The sequence below is a fragment of the Pseudomonas sp. Pse35 genome (assembly GCF_024519715.1).
Classification (GTDB): domain Bacteria; phylum Pseudomonadota; class Gammaproteobacteria; order Pseudomonadales; family Pseudomonadaceae; genus Aquipseudomonas; species Aquipseudomonas paracarnis.
In genome coordinates, this window is record NZ_JALJRP010000022.1 from 76913 (window position 1) to 99666 (window position 22754).

The 22754-nt window shown below is 57.8% G+C and carries 37 protein-coding genes; 16 read left to right on the forward strand and 21 right to left on the reverse strand.

The window, feature by feature from the left end:
- From OC445_RS18615 to OC445_RS18690, 15 genes are all read right to left on the reverse strand, one after another.
- A complete protein-coding gene (locus OC445_RS18615) occupies positions 1–408 on the reverse strand; it encodes a hypothetical protein (protein WP_122489761.1) in 408 nt (135 codons plus the stop codon).
- 152 nt (positions 409–560) lie between these two features.
- Entirely contained in the window at positions 561–878 is a 318-nt protein-coding gene (locus OC445_RS18620) for an HNH endonuclease (protein WP_262020261.1), read from the reverse strand.
- Positions 879–1137: 259 nt separating this feature from the next.
- Complete coding sequence (locus OC445_RS18625) at positions 1138–1314, reverse strand: hypothetical protein (RefSeq protein ID WP_262020262.1); 177 nt, start codon at positions 1312–1314, stop codon at positions 1138–1140.
- A gap of 54 nt (positions 1315–1368) precedes the next feature.
- On the reverse strand, positions 1369–1554 hold the full coding sequence (locus OC445_RS18630) for a hypothetical protein (protein WP_262020263.1): 186 nt from the start codon (positions 1552–1554) through the stop codon (positions 1369–1371).
- Positions 1526–1903, reverse strand: a complete 378-nt coding sequence (locus OC445_RS18635; protein ID WP_262020264.1) for a hypothetical protein — start codon at positions 1901–1903, stop codon at positions 1526–1528. Before OC445_RS18635 ends, OC445_RS18630 begins: the two co-directional genes overlap by 29 nt.
- On the reverse strand, positions 1900–2217 hold the full coding sequence (locus OC445_RS18640; protein WP_262020283.1) for a phage holin, lambda family: 318 nt from the start codon (positions 2215–2217) through the stop codon (positions 1900–1902). The genes OC445_RS18635 and OC445_RS18640 overlap by 4 nt, the downstream gene beginning before the upstream one ends.
- A 136-nt stretch (positions 2218–2353) precedes the next feature.
- A complete protein-coding gene (locus tag OC445_RS18645; protein ID WP_262020265.1) occupies positions 2354–2731 on the reverse strand; it encodes a hypothetical protein in 378 nt (125 codons plus the stop codon).
- Between the two features lie 242 nt (positions 2732–2973).
- Positions 2974–3327 (reverse strand): antiterminator Q family protein, encoded by a 354-nt coding sequence (locus OC445_RS18650; protein WP_032903592.1) that lies wholly within the window; start codon positions 3325–3327, stop codon positions 2974–2976.
- 3 nt (positions 3328–3330) lie between these two features.
- Positions 3331–3651: a hypothetical protein gene (locus OC445_RS18655; protein WP_262020266.1), complete on the reverse strand. Its 321-nt coding sequence runs from the start codon at positions 3649–3651 to the stop codon at positions 3331–3333.
- Positions 3648–3935: a hypothetical protein gene (locus OC445_RS18660; protein WP_262020267.1), complete on the reverse strand. Its 288-nt coding sequence runs from the start codon at positions 3933–3935 to the stop codon at positions 3648–3650. The genes OC445_RS18655 and OC445_RS18660 overlap by 4 nt, the downstream gene beginning before the upstream one ends.
- 2 nt (positions 3936–3937) lie before the next feature.
- Positions 3938–5233 carry a tyrosine-type recombinase/integrase gene (locus OC445_RS18665; protein WP_262020268.1) on the reverse strand — a complete coding sequence of 432 codons (1296 nt, stop codon included), beginning with the start codon at positions 5231–5233 and terminating at the stop codon, positions 3938–3940.
- Positions 5230–5538 carry a DUF1364 domain-containing protein gene (locus tag OC445_RS18670; protein ID WP_034127829.1) on the reverse strand — a complete coding sequence of 103 codons (309 nt, stop codon included), beginning with the start codon at positions 5536–5538 and terminating at the stop codon, positions 5230–5232. The genes OC445_RS18665 and OC445_RS18670 overlap by 4 nt, the downstream gene beginning before the upstream one ends.
- A 198-nt stretch (positions 5539–5736) precedes the next feature.
- On the reverse strand, positions 5737–6423 hold the full coding sequence (locus OC445_RS18680; RefSeq protein ID WP_262020269.1) for a replication protein P: 687 nt from the start codon (positions 6421–6423) through the stop codon (positions 5737–5739).
- Positions 6423–7175, reverse strand: a complete 753-nt coding sequence (locus OC445_RS18685) for a DnaT-like ssDNA-binding domain-containing protein (RefSeq protein ID WP_262020270.1) — start codon at positions 7173–7175, stop codon at positions 6423–6425. Before OC445_RS18685 ends, OC445_RS18680 begins: the two co-directional genes overlap by 1 nt.
- Positions 7175–7876, reverse strand: a complete 702-nt coding sequence (locus OC445_RS18690) for a phage regulatory protein/antirepressor Ant (protein WP_262020271.1) — start codon at positions 7874–7876, stop codon at positions 7175–7177. The genes OC445_RS18685 and OC445_RS18690 overlap by 1 nt, the downstream gene beginning before the upstream one ends.
- A 143-nt stretch (positions 7877–8019) precedes the next feature.
- Here OC445_RS18690 and OC445_RS18695 point away from each other — a divergent pair, with 143 nt between their 5' ends.
- Positions 8020–8427, forward strand: coding sequence for a hypothetical protein (locus tag OC445_RS18695; RefSeq protein ID WP_262020272.1), 408 nt, complete (start codon positions 8020–8022; stop codon positions 8425–8427).
- Positions 8428–8602: 175 nt separating this feature from the next.
- On the opposite strand, the gene OC445_RS18700 is transcribed toward OC445_RS18695, so the two are convergent.
- Positions 8603–8890, reverse strand: a complete 288-nt coding sequence (locus OC445_RS18700) for a helix-turn-helix transcriptional regulator (protein ID WP_315986351.1) — start codon at positions 8888–8890, stop codon at positions 8603–8605.
- Positions 8891–8908: 18 nt separating this feature from the next.
- Here OC445_RS18700 and OC445_RS18705 point away from each other — a divergent pair, with 18 nt between their 5' ends.
- The 3 genes from OC445_RS18705 (at position 8909) to OC445_RS18715 (ending at position 11527) form a co-directional block, all read left to right on the forward strand.
- Positions 8909–9565, forward strand: a complete 657-nt coding sequence (locus OC445_RS18705) for a helix-turn-helix domain-containing protein (protein WP_262020273.1) — start codon at positions 8909–8911, stop codon at positions 9563–9565.
- Positions 9566–10205: 640 nt separating this feature from the next.
- Positions 10206–10589: a LuxR C-terminal-related transcriptional regulator gene (locus tag OC445_RS18710; protein ID WP_262020274.1), complete on the forward strand. Its 384-nt coding sequence runs from the start codon at positions 10206–10208 to the stop codon at positions 10587–10589.
- Between the two features lie 575 nt (positions 10590–11164).
- Positions 11165–11527: a hypothetical protein gene (locus OC445_RS18715; protein WP_262020275.1), complete on the forward strand. Its 363-nt coding sequence runs from the start codon at positions 11165–11167 to the stop codon at positions 11525–11527.
- Between the two features lie 352 nt (positions 11528–11879).
- Here the strand turns inward: OC445_RS18715 and OC445_RS18720 are convergent, their stop codons facing one another.
- Positions 11880–12254 (reverse strand): hypothetical protein, encoded by a 375-nt coding sequence (locus OC445_RS18720; protein WP_262020276.1) that lies wholly within the window; start codon positions 12252–12254, stop codon positions 11880–11882.
- Between the two features lie 103 nt (positions 12255–12357).
- On the opposite strand from OC445_RS18720, the gene yejK reads away from it, so the two are divergent.
- Entirely contained in the window at positions 12358–13365 is a 1008-nt protein-coding gene (gene yejK, locus OC445_RS18725; RefSeq protein WP_262020277.1) for a nucleoid-associated protein YejK, read from the forward strand.
- A gap of 31 nt (positions 13366–13396) precedes the next feature.
- On the opposite strand, the gene OC445_RS18730 is transcribed toward yejK, so the two are convergent.
- Positions 13397–13597 carry a hypothetical protein gene (locus tag OC445_RS18730; protein WP_262020278.1) on the reverse strand — a complete coding sequence of 67 codons (201 nt, stop codon included), beginning with the start codon at positions 13595–13597 and terminating at the stop codon, positions 13397–13399.
- Positions 13598–13646: 49 nt separating this feature from the next.
- Complete coding sequence (locus OC445_RS18735) at positions 13647–13880, reverse strand: hypothetical protein (RefSeq protein WP_262020279.1); 234 nt, start codon at positions 13878–13880, stop codon at positions 13647–13649.
- Between the two features lie 70 nt (positions 13881–13950).
- Between OC445_RS18735 and OC445_RS18740 the strand changes: the two genes are divergently transcribed.
- The 7 genes from OC445_RS18740 (at position 13951) to OC445_RS18770 (ending at position 17450) form a co-directional block, all read left to right on the forward strand.
- Positions 13951–14262: a DUF4406 domain-containing protein gene (locus tag OC445_RS18740; protein ID WP_217880313.1), complete on the forward strand. Its 312-nt coding sequence runs from the start codon at positions 13951–13953 to the stop codon at positions 14260–14262.
- The gene (locus tag OC445_RS18745) at positions 14259–14606 is read left to right on the forward strand and encodes a hypothetical protein (RefSeq protein ID WP_262020280.1); all 348 of its coding nucleotides are present in this window, start codon (positions 14259–14261) and stop codon (positions 14604–14606) included. Before OC445_RS18740 ends, OC445_RS18745 begins: the two co-directional genes overlap by 4 nt.
- A 401-nt stretch (positions 14607–15007) precedes the next feature.
- Entirely contained in the window at positions 15008–15433 is a 426-nt protein-coding gene (locus OC445_RS18750) for a hypothetical protein (RefSeq protein ID WP_054898951.1), read from the forward strand.
- A gap of 49 nt (positions 15434–15482) precedes the next feature.
- Entirely contained in the window at positions 15483–15863 is a 381-nt protein-coding gene (locus OC445_RS18755) for a hypothetical protein (RefSeq protein ID WP_262020281.1), read from the forward strand.
- A 36-nt stretch (positions 15864–15899) separates the two neighbouring features.
- Positions 15900–16127, forward strand: a complete 228-nt coding sequence (locus OC445_RS18760) for a hypothetical protein (protein WP_262020282.1) — start codon at positions 15900–15902, stop codon at positions 16125–16127.
- Entirely contained in the window at positions 16124–16366 is a 243-nt protein-coding gene (locus OC445_RS18765) for an excisionase (protein WP_057975987.1), read from the forward strand. Before OC445_RS18760 ends, OC445_RS18765 begins: the two co-directional genes overlap by 4 nt.
- Positions 16347–17450 carry a phage integrase Arm DNA-binding domain-containing protein gene (locus OC445_RS18770; RefSeq protein ID WP_057975989.1) on the forward strand — a complete coding sequence of 368 codons (1104 nt, stop codon included), beginning with the start codon at positions 16347–16349 and terminating at the stop codon, positions 17448–17450. The genes OC445_RS18765 and OC445_RS18770 overlap by 20 nt, the downstream gene beginning before the upstream one ends.
- A 12-nt stretch (positions 17451–17462) precedes the next feature.
- Here the strand turns inward: OC445_RS18770 and OC445_RS18775 are convergent, their stop codons facing one another.
- Positions 17463–17966 (reverse strand): hypothetical protein, encoded by a 504-nt coding sequence (locus tag OC445_RS18775; protein ID WP_125919852.1) that lies wholly within the window; start codon positions 17964–17966, stop codon positions 17463–17465.
- Positions 17963–19126, reverse strand: coding sequence for an AAA family ATPase (locus OC445_RS18780; protein ID WP_087149543.1), 1164 nt, complete (start codon positions 19124–19126; stop codon positions 17963–17965). Before OC445_RS18780 ends, OC445_RS18775 begins: the two co-directional genes overlap by 4 nt.
- A 216-nt stretch (positions 19127–19342) precedes the next feature.
- On the opposite strand from OC445_RS18780, the gene OC445_RS18785 reads away from it, so the two are divergent.
- From OC445_RS18785 to OC445_RS18800, 4 genes are all read left to right on the forward strand, one after another.
- Positions 19343–19705 carry an ArsC family reductase gene (locus tag OC445_RS18785; protein WP_057975991.1) on the forward strand — a complete coding sequence of 121 codons (363 nt, stop codon included), beginning with the start codon at positions 19343–19345 and terminating at the stop codon, positions 19703–19705.
- A 31-nt stretch (positions 19706–19736) separates the two neighbouring features.
- The gene (dapD, locus tag OC445_RS18790; protein WP_034126827.1) at positions 19737–20771 is read left to right on the forward strand and encodes a 2,3,4,5-tetrahydropyridine-2,6-dicarboxylate N-succinyltransferase; all 1035 of its coding nucleotides are present in this window, start codon (positions 19737–19739) and stop codon (positions 20769–20771) included.
- A gap of 68 nt (positions 20772–20839) precedes the next feature.
- Positions 20840–22045 (forward strand): aminotransferase class V-fold PLP-dependent enzyme, encoded by a 1206-nt coding sequence (locus OC445_RS18795; RefSeq protein ID WP_054899094.1) that lies wholly within the window; start codon positions 20840–20842, stop codon positions 22043–22045.
- Positions 22042–22455, forward strand: a complete 414-nt coding sequence (locus tag OC445_RS18800; RefSeq protein ID WP_054899095.1) for a SufE family protein — start codon at positions 22042–22044, stop codon at positions 22453–22455. Before OC445_RS18795 ends, OC445_RS18800 begins: the two co-directional genes overlap by 4 nt.
- Positions 22456–22754: the final 299 nt, after the last annotated feature.

The window sequence follows — 22754 nt, forward strand, 5'->3', positions numbered from 1 at the left end:
TTAAACCTGCTTACCGTTAGCTGCTACTAATTTGGGCGGGGCCTGCCGGTTGAATTTTCCAGCAGCCTCTTCAGCCGCCTTCTGCTTCCCGTCCTTCTTGCCGCCCTCCGCTTTTTTGACGTGGGTGTATTGGACTGCTGCGATGGCTGCCCTAACCTGAATGGGGCTCGCGTCGAGTTGACCGAGCGCGATCTTAGTCAGCAGGGCCAGCATATCCATCTCAGGCGCTGGCACCGGCACCGCCCTCTCGCGCTTCAACGCGCCGCCGTGAGGTTGTGCCTCAAACTCCACAGAGACCGCCGAGGAATTTGCTGATTCCGGCTCGACCTTCTTTTTCCTTCCAGCACCAGGCCGCGCGCCGCCAGAGTTGGGGCGAGCGCCCCCGCTCTTGCCTTTAACGCCTGCCATTTGCTGAATTCCTTTTTCAAAAGTGGGAGAAAATCTGCGCGTGAGAGGGGGAGTGGTGTCCGAGACAAAAGGTCGTGAACTTTAGACCCTCCCCCCCCTTGTGGCACGCCAGTGGCCCGTTGTGGCACGCCATTGACGTGCAGCACCACCAATCAGCACCGCTGCGCAGTCGACTCGAGCGCGGTCTTGGCTTTGTGGCATGGGATGCATAGCGCCTGGAGGTTGCCATCGTCATCGGTGCCGCCCTGGGCGATGTTGATGATGTGGTCTACCTCAAGGTCCTTGGTGGTCAGCCCGCACACCCGACAGGTGTAGTTGTCACGGATCAGGATCGCTTCACGCTTTCGGCGCCATGGCCTACCCCCTCGGCCCGTGCCCCAGCTATCAGCGCCGGCGGACTCAGCAACCGACGAGACCTTGCGGGTAGTGACCGGCGTCAGCCTGGGCTTGAGGCTGGATATCTTTGCCATCACCAACCTCCTGCCATCTTGGCGCCTACCGCCATACCAGCGATGAACACCAGCACGATCAGTAGCGAGCCGAGGCTGGGCGCAACGGATGTGTTAGGTGTACGCATTGGCGGTGGTGATGGCAATCCGCGTTGCTCGGTTGTAGGTGGCGGAAGCAGCGCGCGGCGGCAGTCCTGGCACATCAGGCCGCTACCGTAGTAAGGCACTACCTCAGTCTTCACAGCCCCACACTTCGGACATTCGAATGTGTGATCCATCATCAAGGCTCCAGCGACAGCTTGATCGAGGCCAGGATCACGCCGAGGCAGGCCGGCTTCGATGACTTGGCCAGTTCAACTACCAGCGCCTCAACGCGTGCAACCTCGGCCTGCTCATCCGCTGGCATGTCACTGACCATCCCTTTGATCTGGTAGTACTCGGCACTTACTGTGCTCATGGTGTGGTCCTTTATGCGCGCCACGATTTGGCGCATTCGAAAACGTGGCGCGGATTACTTGCTCTGGCTGCGGACGATTTGGGCGTCCACCTGGTCAGCGCAGGTATCCAGCAATTTGATGGCCTTGTCCTTCAGCTCCCACACATCGCCGTTGAGGCGAAGGTCGGCTTCGTCCTGGTCCACCCGCTCACAGGGGATCAGTTCAGGCGCTTCAATTCTTACGGCCTGGGTCTTTGTCACCACCGCTGGCTTTGCCGCGCAGGCCGTCAGGAAGAGGCTGAGCAGCCCAGTCACGAACAGGCTTGCTGTTGCGCTTGAGTTCTTCAAAGTCTTTCCTCGCCTTCTCGGCTTTCTTCTCGCTGGCCTTGATGCGCTGTGCCAGGTCTGCGGTGTACGCCGCGTTGCGAAGTGCTTCGGCGCGCAGCGTGGTGATGGTGGCCTGGCTTTCGGTGTTGGCCTTGACCGCCTCATCCTTGGCCTGGGATTCAATGCGCTTCTCTGCGCGCAGATCCTCGACACGCATCTGCTGGATGCCGACGAGCAACAGGCCAACCAGGGCGACGATGATTGCCACTGCTATCGCCTTCATGCTGAGTCCGCCTTTCTGCCCAGGAACCTGATGATCAGGTCGCGGATCGCTGTCACACCAATGAAGCCGATGGCACCGCCAGCAGCCACTGACAGGCTCGGCGGCCATTCCATCCACTCAATAATGCTGCTGGCTGACAGGCTCAAGGCCCCACACAACAGCGCTTCAAAAAAGGTGCGCCAGTAGTTCGGCTCTTTTGCGTCGTACAGCACGCGCAATAGCGTGATCGTGAAGGCCATGATTGCGCCCTGCCACAGTGGATTCGAGAGGACCAGCCAGACCTGGGCCCAAAAGTCGGGGTTTTTCTCAGGCATGTTCGAGGACATCCGGCAGTCCTCCCTTTGGGGGAGCGTGATAGGTCCGGCTCCAGCAGCACTCCCAGCTCAGCGCGATGGGTGTGGTGGAGCCGAAAACTGGAAAGGCCCGCGGAGTGCGGACCATTTGTAAGCGTTAGCGGAGCTGCGAAATTTGTGCTTCGAGCGCGGATATCCTGGCACTCATAACGGAATCGGCTGTTATGCGTGCAGAACACTCCTGCGTGATGAGCGCTTTCGTGACCGTGGCATCATCGATGAAGCCCTGGCGGATGTAGGTCACACCGTCCACTACGATGAATGGCTTGAGCTCTTGGGCATCACGCAGATCCGGAAGATTGCCCAGAACGACCTGGGGTGCACCGTTTGTACTGATTACCAGCTTTCCGTCTTTGATGACCGTATTCGATCGCTCTCTCGGCAAGCCGTTGATCTCGAAGGTGCCGGTGGCCTGGTCAAGCTTCCAACCGGAAACGCCCGGCACGTAGTTGTTGGATTGAATAGAGCCGGACATTTTCTGCGCCTCTTAACGAGAAAAGCCCCGGCAAATGCCGAGGCTCAATGTGGGTGGAGATGGAGACCCTATCAGGTCTCTGTCGTGGCGTTTCCCCCCAGTCCCCACGCTGACTGTTACCCCTGCACGTTGCCGCCGGGCTTTGATCATCTCCAGAAAGCAAAAAGCCCAACTCTAGGGTCGGGCTTTGCTCGCGGAAAAACCGCAAAGTAACTTAAATCTATATATCGTCCCCGGGCCTGTCAAGCAGCCTGACGACGAATATCTAAAGCTCCATCAATCCACGCAACACCCGCCTTCCAGAGCTGCCGCGTCTTCTCTTCCCCGAAGCCCATCTTCTTACCAACCTCCATTAAGGAGCTGTCGAGCCTGGTGTAGTACTTCATCAGCACCTGCCCGCATTCGGGGTAACGCTTGAGCAGCCGCCCCATCAAGCCATCGATCATCAAGGCATCGTCGTCGGTGATCATTGGCGACAGCACGGTGTTCTCGCGGGAGGCGCAGCACGACACGCCGGAGCCCAGTACAACCCAGCGGCCCCAATGCTCAAGCAGATCCTCGGCAGTACGCTCTCTAAAGCTCGGTGTGAAGGCCATGGCTCAATCCCCTGTAAAGTTAGTGCCGCCGGCGCCGCGGCGATTGTTCTGGTCGTAATAGTTGAGAAGGCCCACCGGTTTCAGGTCGCTCTTACTCGCCAGGAACATGTCCTGGGCTGCATTCAGGTTGAAACTCAATTGGGTCACCAAGTCCTGAAGCGAAAGCGGCTCACCGCCATCCGCCCGGACCCAGCCCGAGGCATGGCAGTCGATGCAATCCAGGTGATGGAAGAGACCTTGAATCACTGCCTTTCCCTTGCAAGACTTGCAGTGCTCCAGAGGTATCAAGGTGCGGCGGAAAGCTGGGCCGTGGGACTTCTTCATTTGGCCTCCAGCATCCGAGACCGAAGATCAGAGAGTTCTGCCTCAAGTTGGGCACAGCGGGCATGGGCTCGATGTGTCTCCTCCATATGTCCGCGACTCATTGTCACTAAGGCCAGAAACGCAGTGGGCGTGGCAGCCTCATAAAAGTCGATCAGCGCGCCTTGAGCAGAGTACATCGAACACCTGTCACCAATGATTTCAGTGACATCGCAACCGCCCTCTTTCGCGACCTTGGCCAGCCTGACCAGCTCTGGAAGCGGGGTAAAACGTACCTGATTCGCCATTTTTAAACCTCGCCCTTAACAAATTGTGGTTCTGGCTCGCAGGCCACGCCGTTCAAGGCGTCTACGAGGTTTTGCGAATCTTCATATCTAACTCCTGTCTGCGCGTGAATCGCCTTGAAACCACGCTCATCTAACCAGTTGTGCCACTTCACCAAGGCCAGGCGGCGCTGCTCTTTGGCCTGGGTGTTGATGTAGGTGGAGGCGATCTTGCCCAGGGAATGGTTGAGCAGCATCTCGCCTATGTGGCCGTCTACGCCGAGGTCAGTCCACGCGGTACGGGCCACCTTGCGTAGGTCGTGGCTGGTCCAGGCGCCCTGCCCTAGCCGTGTGAATGCCGCGCTCGCCTGGTGGTCGCTCAGCGGCTTGCCTCGGCGCGACGGGAATAGGAAGGCGCCTTCATACCCTTGGGCAGCCTGTAGGCCACGGTATCTCTGTAGGAGCGAGCAAACTTGGTCGGTCAGTGGCACACGCAGCTCAGTCTTGGTCTTGGTGTGTTCTGCCGGGATGAACCACTCGCGCTCTGGTAGCGCGATGTCGGCCCAGCGGGACTGGCGGGTCTCACCGATCCGGGTGCCGTGGCACAGCATCATCAAGGCCAGCATGGCATCAACTGGCGCGCTGTCGAAGCGCTCGGCCAACAGGCTCACCAGGTCCTGTAGCTGCACGTCACGCAACCGCGCCGGCTTGGGCAGGATCCGCGCCGTGGTGAAGTTGACGAACTTCATTTCCGCCATCGGGTTGACCGGGATCAGGTCCAGCTTTCGGGCCTGACGGAACGCTACCGCGAGCAGGCGGTACAGCTGCTGCACGTAGGACAGGGACAGTTCGGCCTGGGCCGGCCACATCAGCAGCTTGTCGAGGGTCTGGGCGCTGACGTCGCGCAGCAGCAGATCGTCCAAGCGCGGCTTGAGCTGGCAGCTGATAGCGGACTTGCCCGCAGCCCGGCGCTTATCGGAGAGCGAGCGCGACTTGGCCATGCGATCACCGAACCAATCGAGCAGTTCACCCACGGTTACCCAGCCAGAAACACTGGCCGCGCCGTCGGCAGCGACCCGCAGGCGCACCGCCGGCAGTGCGGCGATCACCTGCTTGGTATTCAGCTCGGGAAAGCCGCCGATGCGATGCCATTTGCGCTTGTTGAGCAGGTACCAGGAGCCGCGTGTGCGATTCTTGGCGAAACGGAAGTGCAGCGCCGGGTGGCCGGCGTCCCGCAGGTCGCGCACATGCTCAAGCTTGGCATTGCGGGCAATCTCGGCGTCCGACAGCTTCACCGTCAGGGTTTTGATTTGGGTGCTCAAGCGCTCACCTTTCCTTCTTTGATCAAAATGGCCTGAGTCCGCAAGACGGCCTCGGCGTGATAGAGGCGGATCTCGTCGTAACTCATGCCCAGGGTGTTTCGGTTGGTGCGGCCATCGCTCAGGCTGTGGCAGTACTCGCAGGCCCAGGCCCCAATCAGGTCCGGCGGCTTCATGCCCGTTCCGCAGATCCCCGCCAGGCGGTAATGGGCCAACACAACGGTTTCGGTGTCGCCAGGACAGCCCGGCAGGCGGACCTGGCAATCTCGCCCGCGCGCGGCCTTGGTCAGCTTGGTCTGGCGGGTCATGGGGCAACCCTCTGGACAGTGCGCAGATCAACCACTTGATACGTCTCTGGCCACATCCCGGAGCCGTATCGAGCAGCCATGTTGCGGTCAGCAAAAAGCGCCAGGGCATGGTCCGGCGTGTCGCCCAAGTCGAACTTGAACGAGCAGCAAAAGACGGCGTATGGATAGAGGTGAGGGTCGGGCGTTGCTAGGAGGCGATCAGCCACGGGAACCTCCCGCAAGTTGGGCGCGGAGCTCGGCCAGTGCTCCCCTCCCCACTTCTGGGGTGATCCGCCCGTCAACCTTGGCCGGCAACGCCTTGGGCATGGGCTGAAGTGGCAATCCATCAAGCAGACGGCGAGTTGTTATCGTGTAGTTACGCTCGAATAACTTGAGGCTGAGCGCAGTGTCGAGCTTGTTCAGGCTCTCAAATCCGCACTCTTTGGCCGTATGCCATACCGCGTCGTGCGACCACTTCCCCTGGCCGGCCATGCTTGGGTGAGCATTTCGAACAGCTTCGCGATGAGCAGCCGCAAGCGATGGCAATCCGAGCATTTCGGGCGACGGCTTGCACCACTCGATGAACTGCCCAGGGCTCGGGATGAAATCGGACACCTGCTTGCGGGCCTTGATCATGCCGAACTCGATCTGTCCCTGAGTGCGGATACCTTCGTCGAGGAATGCCTGCATCCACTGAACCTTGGCGGCGCGATAGGTCTCCTTGTCAGGCCAGGCCTGACGCCAGGCCGAACGGATCAAGCGAAGCTCCGTGAACAGGTCGTTGATAGCGGCTGCCATCTGACGACGGCCTTCGTCCTGGGGAGCGGCACTCTCATCAGCCGAGATGAACTCGCCTGCCTTCGGGTTGGCCCAAAGGCCCTGTGTTACGACGGATACCTGCTTCATCACGATTGCACCCCGTTCTGCCAGTCAGTGCTGTCATCGTCGAACTCAGACGCCGGTACGCTCTTCTGTCGAATGGGCGTGACGTTGTTAGCTGCAGCGCGGACCTTGTCGTTGTTCACCCACTTGACCAACATGCTCACCCATTCGGCCTGGGTGTTTACTTGGTGTTGCGGTTCGTAGTGAGCAGTGAACGCGATGCGCACCTCTTCGGTGAACAGATCGAGTGCCAGGCCACGGTGGAATGCGTAGGTGGTCAGTAACTTTTCGTCCGGCACCCAATCGAGCGTCATCTCGCTTGGCATTCGAGGGTCGACAGGCTCCTGCGCAGAGATAGGGTTTTGATCTTCTCTTCTCTTCTCTTCTTTAGGTAACGCACCGCTAACGTTTGAACCGTTACCTTTTGCGTTACTTGCCTTGTGGTTTGCCACACGCTTTGCCGTGAGAAGCCTGTTTTTAGCGGTCTTGCCGTTGTGACGGTCGAAATGAGGAAGGCTGATAACACCGTCCACCTCGATCATCCAGGCCACCGATTTCATGTGCTCGCAGAAACCGATAACGCCAACCAGACGATCAAGTAACTTTTTGCTAACGCTTGGAGCGTTACCGTTTTCTGTTTGTTGGTCGAACCAGCCCCATACGCGCATCAGTTTTCCGACGACCGCATCCGGGTCGATGTCAGCCAAGTCCGCGATCTGGCAAACCTCGGGCTTGTCCAAGGTGGTGAGTTCGAATTTGATCCAGTCGCCGGCCATTACGCGGCCTCCTGCAGAAGTTCAGCGAGGCGTGTAAGGCCCTTGGGGGTAATCATTGGGTCAAAGGCGGCGCGCTCGATGCCGGTCTCTGGATCGGGCTTTAAAGCGGTGACCTTATGAGTCATGTGCCCAGACGTTATGCGTGGCTGGTATGCAACCCACCGCTTGCAGCCATGGCGGCGAAATATCCAGCGGTGCTGTTCGAGCCAGGAGAAGAGGCGTGATGGTGCAACGCCAAGCTGTTTGGCTGCGTCAGTGATGCAGATAGCTCCACCGGCAGCGGCCAGACGCTTGATAGCCGCCACCTTTGGTGCCTGCACTGAAACGAGCCTCTGAAGCTCGCCGTTCTGTTCGGCCAGGTCAGCCGCGAGACGCAGCGCGTCTGGGAGGGTTTGAGGGATAGCTACGTGTCGCGACACGCTTTCAAGTTCGCCAAGACGTGTCACGACACGATGGCGAAGCGGAATGCTGTAGCCGGTCAGCAGCGTTTCAGTGAGGATGCGGTCGAGCAGGAACTCGGCGGTGTAGCCGCGCGTATCCTTCTCTTCTTGGAGATGGAGCAATGTTGCGCCATCTTTCTGAAGAGCGTCACGCATCACTCGGATATCACGAATGACGTCCTTGTGCTGCTTGCCAGTGAGATCAGCGATCTCCCGGCTCGACATGGTGACGGTATTGCTTGGAGCGACGAGTGTGTTCATAATGGCCCCACAAGTTTTATTGCTGTTGAAAGGACCGCCCTGCCAGGCGGTTTTTTTATGCCTGCGATTCAGGCGTTATGGGTGTCCGGCGCATCCGTGGTAGCTTTTTGCTTCCACACGAAAAGGCCTCGGAGGCCAGACAAATGAACGCGAAGGAAATCAACTACCAACTTTTGTGGGCGAAGTGCGTCGACGACCAGGACGAGGCGGTAAGGAAGCTCCCGCGAAGTAATGAGAGCTACGACTCGAGACTGGCGCGCATGGCGTTCGGCATTTACAAGCTGCATTGCTTTTGCGAGCGCTTGGCGACGAAATACGCCAGTCCATGGTTGGAGCTGAAGCCCGTCGAGGCCGGACGGTTGTACGCACTCAACAAACATCACTGGCATCCTTCCCAGGTGAAGGAGCTGAACCTTGTTGATCTGCTTGTCCTGCTGCACGAAGAGCTGATCGAGATGAAGCTGACGAAGGAAGAATTTGATCCCGTGCACAATTGGGCGATGCACATGCATTGCTATCCTGAGCTCGCGAAATCAGCCACCAATCCTTAACGACTGGCAGCACTCTTTCGACCGAAGGGTCCAGGAAAGAAAACCTGGATCCTTTCGGCTTAAAGAAACGGGCGATCGCGTCAATCATCTCTATTCCCTTCCTATGCACTGTATGAATTAACAGCTGATCCAGAATCTCTATTCGCCTGCCAAACGTCGGCGGATAATCGGCTCACTAAACAGCGGCCTGTAATTGGGACCGCCGGGCCGATTCCTCTCGATCAGACAAAAGGCACTCAATGGCTTTTCCGGTGCTGTAACCCACCATCGTGCCGTTCGCAGCGCGCGAGATAGTTGCTTGGGTAGTGCCGCAACGTTCAGCCACTTCTGTCTGGGACAGCCCGAGCTGGAAAAGTCGATTCAACATCTCTTGAACTGTCATGAAAAAAATCCTATGAGGTTTTGCATGACAAATCATACGAATATGCATTGAGCCATGCAATAGAATTCTCATAATCCGCATTCGTATATTTGGTGAGTAATGGATATCGCTGGGCGCCTTCGCGCGAAAATGGCTGACGCCGAACTAAACGAAAGCCAGCTAGGCAAGAAGTCGGCCGTTCCACAGCCAACGATTAATCGGATCCTTTCTGGGGAGAGTGAAAGCCCTAGGATGTCGACGATAGGTAAGCTGGCAAAGGCGCTGAAGGTTTCTCCTGAGTGGCTGATGTACGGGACAGGTGAAGAAGCCTTTGACTCGAACATAGAAACAGCCACAGGCCCCAACCGGTATTACGAATACCCAGAAGTCAGCTGGGTTCAGGCAGGAGTTGCAGCGGAGGCAATGGATCTGTTCAGCGTGGGAGACTTTGAAGCGATGCACCCATCGGACGCATGGGCTGGGCCAAACGGTTTCTGGCTGAAGGTGCGCGGCCCGTCTATGACATCGTCCAATGGAATGAGCTTCAGCGAGGGAATGCTGATACTGGTAGCGCCTGGTAGTGATGTAGAGAGTGGGCAATACGTGGTGGCGAAACTCACTGATACTAATGAAGCCACCTTCAAGCAATTCATATGGGATTCAGGTAAGGCCTACTTAAAGCCTCTCAACCCAGCTTTTCCGACAGTTGAGGTGGATGACACCTGGTCGGTAGTGGGCCGAGTGGTTGATGCGAAGTGGCCTCGATCGGTTCTATAGCGGTTTTTCGCCGAACCACAGAACCCGCCTTAGAGCGGGTTTTTTTACGCCCGAGGGAAATATTATGCATAAACGTATTGACCTGGGTTATGAGGATTCGTATAGTTCAACCATCGCCGGATAACAACCGGCCAGATGGAAGGCAGCGATGAACCGGCCTCAACGGTTCAGAGGGTTGGCAACTGACCCGGGCGTGCAGCGTAAATCGCCAAGACGAGTTATCCAGCGGGAGAACAAGCCGAAAGGCCCGCGGCTGGAGAGACATTTGATTCAAGCCAGTGACGGCCGCCAGTAGCGGGTCACGGCCAGATCCAAGCGATTTGAATTAGCGGGCCCGATAGCTTCGGCTGGGCACGCCGGACCTCATGCACCCTGCCCCACTCAATCAGGGCACTCAGAGCTGTAGCGTGCATGTTGTAAGGACCTGTGATCCACGGCGAACAGATGCTGTTTGACGCTGTGCGTAGGAAGCTCGAAGCCCACCCTAGAAGACGAAAGGCCAACCCTGCAATCAGCGGCGGGTAACTGGCCAACACCGATGAAGCAACAACCCCGGTCTGACGCCAGTAGCGTGGCCGGGGGTTTCACCGATAGGCCTTGGTAGCAGGGCCTAACGGGAAACCAACCGGGAGTCACATTGATGGAAGCAACAATCGTCAGCGGCGCATGGAAGGGTCATCTCGGACGCGGCCTTGCGCCAAAGGAGGTTCAATACCTGCTGGGCACTGCCCAGGGCAAGACAGCCAAGGAGATTGCCCGCCAATTCGACGTGGCAGCCTGCACAGTGGCAAAGCGGCTTTCCTGCGCCATGTTCAAGCTCGGCGTGACCCGCCAGACAGCGGCGGTCGCCGAGGCCATGCGCCGTCAGATCATCTCGCCGATGTGCTTCACCTTGGCGGCCTTGATCGCCATGCACGCAATGATCGGTGATGACGCCATGCGCCGTGACCGCCGGGCACCAGAGCGGCGCACGGCCCAGGTTCGAGTGCTTCGCCAGGCGGAACGTCCAAGCCTCATCGCTTAGATCGCCCCAAGAATCCTGACCGGGGTTAACCGGCCGCTGGACTCCCAAGCGCATAAAGGGATAGCCGCTCAGACCAACCGGCTCAATCGTCGGTCTACGACAGCCTGTCGATAACTGCCCGAGCCCCTGGTACTCCCCAGCACCAGGCCGCATCGGAGATCGCTCGGCTGGCTGCCCCGAGATAGCAGGGTGGCCACCTTTACCCGAGCCAGAGCGACGAACAACGCGGCGAAGACGGTTTACTCGCCAGCCAGATTCGAGCGATCTCCGATGCGGACGAACACCCGGCACGCGCCGGCCACCTGCATCCGACAAGCCTAGAGAACGGTAGCCACTGCCAGCCCAGTGAGCGAACAAGCGGAGGATTGGCAGCCATGTGAACCACAACGAACCCTAGACGCCACAGCGTCTACCGCGTGACGTAGGGAGGTCTACGAAGCGCACTGAAAGCCCGGTTTCGACTGGGCTTTTTTACGACTGGCCTTTCCCCGCCAGCACCCTCCCCTGGGCCCACCGGCACATACCAGGCGGTCAGGGTGCTGACGAATAAACGCAACCACAACCAAGGAGTCGGCATGAACCCAGCCATCCAACAAAGCCAAGCCGTTCTGCAGGCCCTGCGGGAACGTGTTTCGCTTTCCACTTCGGAGATGTACATGAAGATCGGTCGCGAACAGCCAGTGAAGGTGCCGCGCTTCAACGTGGTGCCGCTCGGCAAGAACCTGTTCGATGTGGTGGAGCGCTCCACAGGCGTTTCCCGCGGTGCACGTACCGGCCACGACGGCGCATGTCAGTACGCCGACCAGCTCGAGCGCAACGCTGACTTCTTCAATGCAGCCAAGGCCACGTCGAAGCGATTCGGCTGGCGGATGGTGCGCTGGACGGCTGGGTTCTCGGCGCTGCTTGTGCTGTTCGCCTACTACGGTGCACAGCCATGATCGGCGAACCAATGCCGGATCCACGGCGCTCGATCATCGACGAGCTTAACCAGCAGCTGGACGCATTCTTCGGTTAAGGCAAGACAGCCCAGGTCATCCCGAACGGTGTTGGCGTCGATGGTCCTTTCAACGGCACCACGGCTCACCATGAGCGCCTGCGCAAAGAACGCGACAAGCTGGCACCGTCCGTACGCGCCGAAGCAGCAAAGGGCATCGTAGCCAGCGTGGCAGCGAAGAACCTGCGTATGCACATCAAGCGCGTGACGCTGATCGCCCAGGAGAACGGCTTCAAGTTCGCCGACACCCCATGAGTAAAATAATCACCCAGAGACGTCGGCTTTGCCGCTGGCGGTTAAAGTCCGGTTGGTGCGCCGAAGGCAGCCGCAGTTCCGGCAAGAAGGCCTTGAATAATAGAGGATGCATTGGCCGATCTTTCGATAAACGACCACAGCTTTGATTTTTTAATCATATCAAAGCGCGTTGCTTGTTGTGAGTCCGGAATGTTCGCGAGTTTCTGGACCAGATCCACTAACAGTTCGGGAGGCGTATCGGATGGAAGGCCGATTTGTTCAACGAGGCTTGGCTCATCCCGCTCCTCATAAAATGTCTTACCGCGCGTCATTGTTACGTCTTCCATATCGAAATCAATGTCCGCGCCTTTGGGGACAGATACTGCTACGTCTACATCAGTCAAAGTGATGTTTCTGAAAATATTACCGGTCTTCATTAGATTTCTCCGCGGCCCCTATGCCGTAACTTCTAATACCCCAATTGAAACCAAATTGCCACCACCGGCCACCGGAGGGCGGCGCCTACCCGAGGTAAACGAAATGCCTGTACGCCATAGCGTCATCCACAAGATCGACAAGAAGCCCGACGGTAGCCCAGCTGTGCTGTTCCTGAGCTCATCCGAACAGGTCGAAAGCCAGGCCCGCGACGACCTGATGAGCCAACTTAACGAAAGCTACAACGCCACCGCTGGTAAGGGCTGGGGGTTCTTCCATCACGAGTCAGGCGCTTTCCCATTCAGCGGCTGGCTCGGCAAGTACATGGCCGGCGTAACCGACTTCCTAGCGTTCAGCAACACAGCCGTCGAGCACCTGACCAGGCTCATGGAAGAATCGAACCTCACCACGGGTGGGCACGCCCTCTTCTGCCACTATCAGCAAGGCATGACCGACTACCTGGTTATCGCCCTGGTGCAGGAAACCGAAGCGGTGACCATGACCGAGGAACTCAGCCTGCTGACGATCAAGCGCCTCGACTTGGACCACATCCGCCTGGCGGCGCGCATCAACCTCAGTGAATGGAAAAGCAACCCGCAGTCGAAGCAGTACATCTCGTACCTCAAAGGCAAGCAGGGCCGCAGGATCAATGATTACTTCCGAGACTTCATCGGCTGCCAGGAAGGGATTGACGGCCCGAGCGAAACACGCACGCTGCTCAAGGCGTTCAGCGACTTTGTTGAAAGCGAGGATCTGCCGGAAGAGTCGGCACGCGAGAAGACACACACGCTGGTCAGCTACTCAATGGCCCAGGCCAAGCTGGGCGAGCCGATCACGCTGGACGAGCTGTCGGGCCTTATCGACGAAGACCGACCAAAGAACTTCTACGACTTCATCAAGGCGAAGGACTACGGCCTTTCTGACACCCTGCCGCCGGATAAAAAGACGCTCAACAAATTCCGACGCTTCACCGGGCGGGCTGAGGGTATGTCGATCAGCTTCGAGGCGCACCTGCTGGGCGACAAGATCAAGTTTGACGAAGAAGGCGGAACGCTGACGCTACGGGGCCTTCCGACGCAACTGACCGAGCAGCTAAAGCGCGCCGCAATCTGAAGACTCGTGGCGCACTCTTTTTACACAGGGATCACCTGAGCCGGGTAGCGATGTAGTTGAGGTAGTTCACTGCCTCAGACTTCTGCTGCGGCCCTCCTGGCCCATCGCTGCCCAACAGCGAACCTTGTGCATTTTGAATCAGAAAATCTTTTGATACGCCTGTTGATATAGAGCTATTCAGTACTGCGATCAAAAGATGTTCCAGTGCGTCGATTTGTGCCTGATTGCTCATCTGACTCTCCTTGATCCGGCTCCATGCCGGTCACCCGTAATACCCCATATCAACGAATCACGCCAGCAATCAACCTGGTCCCGACCTCACGCCCAGCCACCTGCGCCAGGCCACGGTCAACATAGGCTCGGTCACCAGCAACAGCTGGCACCACCACTTCACTACCGCGCTTCACCTCGACGTTGATTCGCCAGGTCTCCCGGCCCTCATCGTCCTTGTCGCACTCCATGTAGTTCCAAACCTGAAAGCCTTCGATCTCATCGTAAATATCGTGCTTGGTCATGGTCCAGCCCATTTAGAGGAAGGGGCCATCGTAGCACCACACCCCGGGCATGGCCCGGCAAGGACTCCCCGTGAAACGAATTTACCTCAGCGGGCCCATGAGCGGCTTGCCCGGGCTGAACTTCCCCACCTTCCACAGCATGACCGCCAGTCTGCGCGCCAGCGGCCACACAGTCACCAATCCCGCCGAGATAAACCCAGAAGGCGGCACCTGGACCGACTGTATGCGCCGCGACATTGCCGCCCTGATGGACTGCGACACCGTGGCCACCCTGCCCGGCTGGGAGCATTCAAAGGGCGCAAAGCTGGAAGTCCTGATCGCCGAGAAGCTCGGCATGACCGTTGTGGATGCCCATGATCTGGTAACGAGGGAGGCTGTATGAGCGAGGTAAAAAGCTTCTGGTGCCACGAGGCATCCAACGTCTTGTGCGTGCGGGCCTCAGACTTCGACAACTTGACCCGCCTGTTTCTGGACGCCGCCGAGCGCGCCGTTGCCTCGGAGCGCCGGGAGAAGGAACTGCAACAGCGCCTGACCGCAGCGGATGAGCGGGCAGATGTGCTGGAGCGTGTCGAGGCTCGATACCGGTGGCTTCAAAAGGCGACTTCATACCGGCTCAAGAAATTGCAGGAAGCCTCGGTAACTGACGGCGGAGACGTCCTGTATTTCCATGCAGACAGATTTGACGCGCAGGTCGACGCAGCAATGAAAGCTGGTGACCAATGGTGACCCAACTCCCCGCCTACTGCTGGGGCCTGCTGGCACTGGCACAACTGATTTGATGTAACCCCTCCCCCTTCAAAGTCAGCCGCTATAGCGGCAAGGAACCGGTATGCCTGAAGAAAGTGAATCAAGCCTGCGCCAGCGCATCACCACGTACATGAGCGGCGCCGGAGGCTCCCGAGATAACTGGTTCTGCACCTGGTGGTTCCGGCTCCATATCGAGCCGTTCACCACCAAGCAGATCCGCCGCGAGCTGGAACTGATGAAGCGCGAAGGCCTGGTCGAGTCGGACCACAGCCAGAGCAACAACACCAAGTGGCGGCTGACCAAATACAAAACTGATGGGGTGACGCCACGATCGCCACCCTCTGGTTCGCCTACGTCTTCATCTACAAGGGGTCGAGGCCATGAGCAGACAAGTCACCGAGCGAGACTTCCGCATGCCCGAGTTCCGGGATGCCAAAGTCGAGGACTACGAAATCCGAGCGGACGGCAAGGTAGTGCGCAAGGATCGGTGGGAAACAGGAATCCACCAGATTAAGGGCATCGTCGGATCGAGTCGCGGCGAGTTCGAAATCGACGAAGTGGTCGATGCGGTACGAAAGCTCAGGGGCAACTGGGAAGATGCCGATCCAGATGAAGACCCAGGCCACCAGACGATAGATCTACGCCTTTCCTGCGGAACGGTCCTGGCGCGATGCGAGCGTGGACCCGGCCAACTGCCTTTCACCTACCACTGGCAATTCGGCGCTATCGACTTCACCCGTATTGACTTCGGCGCCGATGTCATCGAATGGCAGAGGTCCCCCGAAGCGACCGACGCAACAGCCTAACCCCAATCCCCCTACATGCCTGCCGGTGAGCGGCGGGCGAGGGATTCCTATGCCTGAAATCAAATGCGAGTTCGGCCATAAGCAAAGCATCGGCACCGATGCCTGGGTCGAAACACTCACCTTGGACCAGATGAAATACGCCCGCGACCAAATGACCGGGAAGATCAAGGCGGCGGAAGCCCAGCCAAAGCGCTGTGTTTGGCGCGTGTGCCGTGGCGGCCTCGCAGAGGGGAACTACCGCGAGGAAGACTTCGAGCAGGCGGCCGATCATCTGGTGCGCATCTTCAAGGAGCGATTCATCGAAGAAGCGAAGGTTTTCGTCGATCACCACTACGGGACACTGCGATTCGAGCGGGAGATCCCGCACCTCTCGGTCGAGCTGGTGAGCCAGTTCGAATACGACACCGAGTGGTTCCCCGCCAAACCCTAACCCACCTTCTGCCGCCCAGCGCGGCAAGGACACCCCATGTTCGCTATGAAACTCACCCTGATACTGCTGGGCGCTTTGCTGTACCTGGTAGGAACCATCGGCTGGTTCTTCTGGGCCGGGCCTGACCTTCTGGTAACCGGCACCATCGAGGCACTGCTCTACGCCTTCGCCGGCACATGCGCCTGGCTGCTGATCAGCTTTGGCCTGGCAATCCACATCATCAAGACAGCGCGGCCCACGGTGGGCGGCGGGAGTAACCCATGAGCAAAGTCACCCTGGATGAATGGGCGGCGGCCGAGTTCAAGACGCCGCCAAGCCCCAACACCCTGCGCAAATGGGCCCGAGAGGGCCGAATCGCGCCGGTACCGGTCAAGCACGGGCGCAACTACTATGTAGAGTCCGACGCCCACTACCAAGAACCTGATCAACAGCCCGCTCGGATCGTCGGCGGGAGCCTGATCAGCAGAATAGAGAGAGCACGCAATGGCGCCCAGGCCGCGTAACACCGGGTCAAAGGATCTTCCGCCCAATCTCTACCGCAAGACCGACGCCCGCAACGGCGTCACTTATTACACCTACCGCGACCCAATCAGTGGTCGCGTATTCGGCCTGGGCAGGGACAAGGAGGCGGCGATCCTTGAGGCCGTCGCCGCCAACCATGCAGACGCCATCAAGCCAACGCTTGCACAGCGCATGAGCACGCCGGCGCCAGCGCCTGGAAAACTGTTCTCGGAATGGCTGGACGAATACCGCGAACTGTTCGCCGAGCGCAAGCTGTCAGCCAGCAGCAACAAAAACGTGGGAATGCGGATAAACCGACTGGCGGCGGTGTTCGGCTCGAAGGGGATTAAGGACATCACAACGATGGATGTGGCCGATTACCTGACTGGTATGGCCAAAGAGGGAAAGGCGCAGATGGCCAGGGCAATGCGCTCGCTGTTGCGAGACGTGTTCGCCGAGGCTCAGGCGCGAGGTTGGGCAGACGCCAACCCGGTCGAAGTGACCAAGGCCGCGCGGGTGAGCATCAAGCGCGAACGGCTGACGCTGGAACTGTGGAAGGCAATCTATGAGGAAGCCAAGAAACCATGGCTTCGCAGGGCAATGGAGCTGGCGGTGCTGACTGGCCAGCGCCGGGACGATATAGCATCGATGCTTTTCAAGGACGTGCACGACGGCTTCCTTCATGTCGTTCAGTCCAAGACCGGGGCCAGGCTGCGGATCAGCACCGCGCTTTGCCTCGAGTCGGTCGGCCTGGATCTGTCCACCGTAATTAAGCAATGCCGCGACCGCGTTCTGTCACAACACCTGGTGCACCATGCACAAGCTTCGGGCCGGGCAAAGGCTGGCCAGCCATTGGTGCTGGACACGCTGAGCTCTGCATTTGCCGAAGCGCGCGACAAGGCCGGCGCGAAGCTGGGCATAAGTTTTGGGCGCCAGCCACCGTCCTTTCACGAACAACGCTCGCTGGCTGCACGCCTTCATGAGCTTGAAGGCCGTGACGCCCAGAAACTACTCGGTCACCGTTCGGCCACAATGACGGATCTGTACCGCGACAGCCGAGGCGCTGAGTGGATCGACGTGGCATAAAACCATGTGAAACTAAATATTCTTACCTTTATAAAAACCGTGTTCCAAGTCAACAAACACAACATAAAACGTATTAGTGCAGAAAGAATACTGTCTCTCAGCGCAAAGTTTATTGTTCAACGAAGATGGAACTAGAAAGCCCGCCAATCTGACAGCCCCTTCCATCCTGAACCTAGCCCATTCAACATCATGAGGAACTGAGACGGGATGGGTAAAATCCGAAGGAGCAGGGAATTTTTTATATATCTCAAGAATCGTTCTACTCCCTCCCCCAACACGTTGGTGCAGCCAATAACGAAGAGGGTGCGCGGAGTAGTTTTTGAGCTTCCCCATCAGAGCGGTAAGAAATTCACCCGCCAATTCGGTGGCGGGCTTTGCTAAGGGCTGACTTAAATCCAAGTAAGAAAAGTTAAATTTGCAGCGACCGATAAGCCCGCAGCCCTCCACACTAATTACTGGTAGCGTTTCGAGAAACGAGGTTGCCTTATTATTTTTAAATTTCGACTTCCTACTCATATACGAGGAACTCCGCCAATTTTACCTTCTCGGTACAATGTGGCAATAGACCTATCATTTCTGAGCAAATCACCTGGAATCTGATCAAGCCTGTAGCAGTAACTTTCGCCATTTTCTTTGGACACAAGAATTGTTCGATACTTCCCTAGATAATCTATAATATCAGAGTTATGCGCGGTGAATATGAATTGCGCACCATTGACATTTTTAGATGGATCCTGAAACAGATTAACAAGTTGAGGAAGTAGCATAGGGTGAAAATTCTGGTCAAACTCGTCCATCACCAATAGCCCGCCACGCTGCAGTATTATATAATAAATACCCAACCTGCGGTATAACGCCATCGTACCACTAGATTGTTCGTACGAAGTGAGATAGACGAATTCAGATGTACTACTTACTGGATGACGAAAAATAGGAAAATACTCTGTCTTCCCCGAAGAGTCCTCCCTAGATCTAAGTACTACATCGTCTATCCCAAGATCACTATTCGTGATAATCTTCTTTGCAAATTCAAAAGCATCAGTGTTTTCCGCATAAAAAGATGAGACGCTTTCTCTGGTAAATAAAAATTCATCAGCAACGACTCCAACATTAGTCATATTGCCCGATATATTCGAGAATACGCCAGCTATCTTTGCAAACTCTTCCGACACACCTTTTAGCTTGTACTTTAACACTGTAGAAACAAGCGAGGCATTTGTTTTCAGCTCTATCACATCAAGCGTAGAAAACTCTGCTACCCTTTTAACAATAGTATTTAATTTCCTCTCAACCAAAAGAGTTTTACGCTGCATTTTCTTATACAACGCTTCACGAACAACCTTATCCGGCCTTGCTGTTAACTCATATGAATATCTGACAGACTCAATTTCAAAGTCGACATAAAACTCACTGACCTTATCATTATTAAAATAGCTCCTGAATCCCAGCTCTTCGTCTTCATCCAGATTAAATGACTCTGTAACAAAGTTCGAAATAAACTCAATTGCTTTAAGGACGTTCGTTTTGCCAGAGGCATTTGCGCCCTTAACACCTAGGACAGTAGAAACTCTCTTCCCATTAGAAACACTAGAAGGAGTTTTGGCAGAGAGTTCGAATGAAACCTCCAAGCCTTCCTTGAAGGAAAAATAGTTGCTCGCCCCGTAGGAGTGGATCATTTGTGCCTCAAGCTTAAACGGATATGTCGTCAAAATATGACACATAACAACGATAAGGCAACAAGTATATTTCTTCAGACCCTAATTTCCCTGATGTCGCCCTGTCACCATCAGCCTGCTGACACCCCTTATCACCTTCACCGCAGCGGCTCTGGACGTGGCATACTTGGTGGTTGAATTTTCAGGGGATATTGGGGAAGTTTTGGGGAGGATTTTATGCCCAATGAAATCAGGTACTTACAGCTTTACGGCATCAAAGCCTGCGACACCATGAAAAAGGCGCGCACCTGGCTCGATGAGCACGGGGTGAGCTATGAGTTCCATGACTACAAAACGGCCGGTATCGACCGCGAACACTTGACCCAATGGTGCAATGAGCACGGTTGGCAGGTGGTTTTGAACCGTGCGGGCACCACCTTTCGCAAACTCGAAGACGAACGCAAAGCCGATCTCGATCAGTCGAAAGCCATTGAATTGATGCTCGCACAACCCTCGATGATCAAGCGCCCGGTGCTCGATCTCGGTGACAGAACCCTGATTGGCTTCAAGCCAGATAGTTATTCGGCGGCCCTCAAGTAGGCCAGCCTTCCATTTTTGTAGAGGTAACAGCATGTCCAATTCCCTGTTCAGCCTGGGCTTCGGCGTCGGCACTCAGAACCGCCAAGGTGCTTGGCTGGAAGTGTTTTACGCACAACCCTTGCTCAACCCGTCGGCTGAAATCGTTGCCGCCATCGCACCGATCCTCGGTTACACCGAAGGCAACCAGGCGATCACCTTCACCGTGAGCCAGGCCCTGCAACTGGCCGACGCGCTCAAAGGCGTCGATGCTGCCCAGGCCGCCCTGCTCAGCCGCCTGGCTGAAAGCCACACGCCGCTGGTCGCGACCTTGCTGGCCGAAGACGCCGCACTGACCTCCACGCCTGAGGCCTACCTCAAGCTGCACCTGCTGTCCCATCGCCTGGTCAAGCCCCACGGCCTGAGCCTGGCCGGTGTGTTCCCGCAGTTGCCGAACGTGGCCTGGACCAGCCAGGGCGCTATCGACATCAATGAACTGGCCGAGCGCCAACTGGAAGCGCGCCTGCGTGGCGACCTGCTGGAAGTGTTCTCGGTGGACAAGTTCCCGAAAATGACCGACTACGTCGTACCGGCTGGCGTGCGTATCGCTGACGCTGCACGTATCCGTCTGGGCGCGTACGTGGGCGAAGGCACCACCGTGATGCACGAAGGCTTCGTCAACTTCAACGCGGGCACCGAAGGCCCGGGCATGATCGAAGGTCGCGTATCGGCGGGCGTATTCGTCGGCAAGGGCTCGGACCTGGGCGGCGGTTGCTCCACCATGGGCACCCTGTCGGGCGGCGGCAATATCGTGATCAAGGTGGGCGAAGGCTGCCTGATCGGCGCCAACGCCGGTACCGGTATCCCATTGGGCGACCGCAACACCGTGGAGTCGGGCCTCTACATCACCGCCGGCACCAAGGTTGCCCTGCTGGACGAGCAGAACCAACTGGTCAAGGTGGTCAAGGCACGCGAGTTGGCTGGCCAGCCGGACCTGCTGTTCCGTCGTAACTCCGAGACCGGTGCCGTGGAGTGTAAAACCCACAAATCGGCCATCGAACTGAACGAAGCGCTGCACGCTCACAACTAAGCAGCCACTCGATGCCACTAGCGGGCCGCACCCTCGGGGGCGGCCCGCTTATACGAGTCTTGATCACCATGCTTGTGCCCTCCCCCTGGCGCGCCGACTTCCCGGCCATCGCCACCCTGCAACGGCAAGACCAGATCTATCTGGACAGCGCCGCCACCACGCAAAAACCCCAAGCCCTGCTGGATGCCATCAATCATTACTACGCCAATGGCGCAGCGAATGTGCACCGTGCCCAGCATTTGCCCGGGGCCCATGCTACCCAGGCCTTTGAAGACAGCCGCAGCAAGGTCGCGCAGTGGTTGAACGCAGGTGACAGCGGGCAGGTTGTGTTTACCCACGGCGCAACGTCTGCGCTGAACCTCCTGGCCTATGGCCTGGAACACTTATTCAATGCGGGCGATGAGATTGCCATCAGCGCCCTGGAACACCACGCCAACCTGTTGCCCTGGCAGCAATTGGCCAAACGCCGCGCGCTCACGCTGGTGGTATTACCCCTGGACGATGAAGGCGTAATCGACCTGGACGCCGCGGCCCGCTTGATTGGCCCGCGCACGCGCCTGCTGGCGGTGAGCCAGTTGTCCAACGTGCTCGGTGCCTGGCAGCCGCTGCAAGCCTTGCTGGCGCTGGCCCAGGCACATGGCGCCCTCACGGTGGTGGACGGCGCCCAAGGCATCGTCCATGGCCGCCACGACGTACAGGCCCTGGGCTGCGACTTCTACGTGTTCTCCAGCCACAAACTCTACGGCCCGGACGGCGTCGGCGTGCTGTATGGCCGTAATGAGACCCTGCACCACCTGCGCCACTGGCAGTTCGGCGGCGAGATGGTGCAACAGGCCGACTACCACAGCGCCAGCTTTCGCCCCGCGCCGCTGGGCTTTGAAGCCGGCACCCCACCGATTGCCAGCGTGATCGGCCTGGGCGCGAGCCTGGATTACCTGAGCTCGCTGGATGCCTCGGCGGTGATCGCCCACGAAGCCGCCCTGCATGACTACCTGCTGCGTGGGCTTAAGGCACGCAATGGCGTGCGCGTGCTGGGATCGCCGCAGGTGGCGCTGGTGAGTTTTGTGGTGGAGGGCGTGCACAACGCCGACCTCGCCCACCTGCTGACCGAGCAAGGCATTGCAGTGCGTGCCGGTCATCACTGCGCGATGCCATTGTTGAAGGCAATGCATCTGTCAGGCGCTATCCGCGTTTCCCTGGCGCTCTACAACGATTCCGACGACCTGGAACGCTTTTTTGAAGCGCTGGACCAGGCGCTGGACATGCTGCGATGAGCTTGCCGCTGGAGGCACAAGCCGCGCTGGAAGCCTTCCAGGCCGTGGGCAGCTGGGAGCAGCGCGCACGGATGCTGATGCAATGGGGTGAACGCTTGCCCGCCCTGGCTGATGACGAAAAGGTCGATGCTAACCTGGTGCAAGGTTGCGAAAGCCTGGTGTGGCTGGTGGGGCGCTTGCAGGATGGCCATTGGCAGTTTGCTGCGAGCAGCGAGGCACGGATGATTCGCGGGTTGGTGGCGTTGCTGCTGGCACGGGTCAATGGGTTGTCGGCTGATCAATTGCAAGCGGTCGACCTGCCTGGCTGGTTCAATCAACTGGGCCTGTCGCGCCAACTATCGCCGTCGCGCAGCAATGGCTTGAATGCCGTACTGCAACGCATGCGAGACCTGACGCGTACACAGAAATAATGTGGGAGCTGGCTTGCCTGCGATAGCCATAGGTATCTACATAACTCTGTTAGCTCAACGGTAACCACGATGCGAAGCGAGCCGCTCTTGATCTGCTTTTGATCTTAGGCGCCCCGTTAAACCACGCTGGCCGGAATTCGACAGGGATTTGGGGGGTAAACCGGCAGGGATGCCGGTTTAGCCGCCCCGCGCCATGGATGGCGCGTGGCGGCGGCCCCCCAAATCACTGGCGGATTACGGGCACACCGAGCCTAAGCGAGGTGCCGAGTGGTGGGGCAAGAGCGTTTTGCTTACTTTTG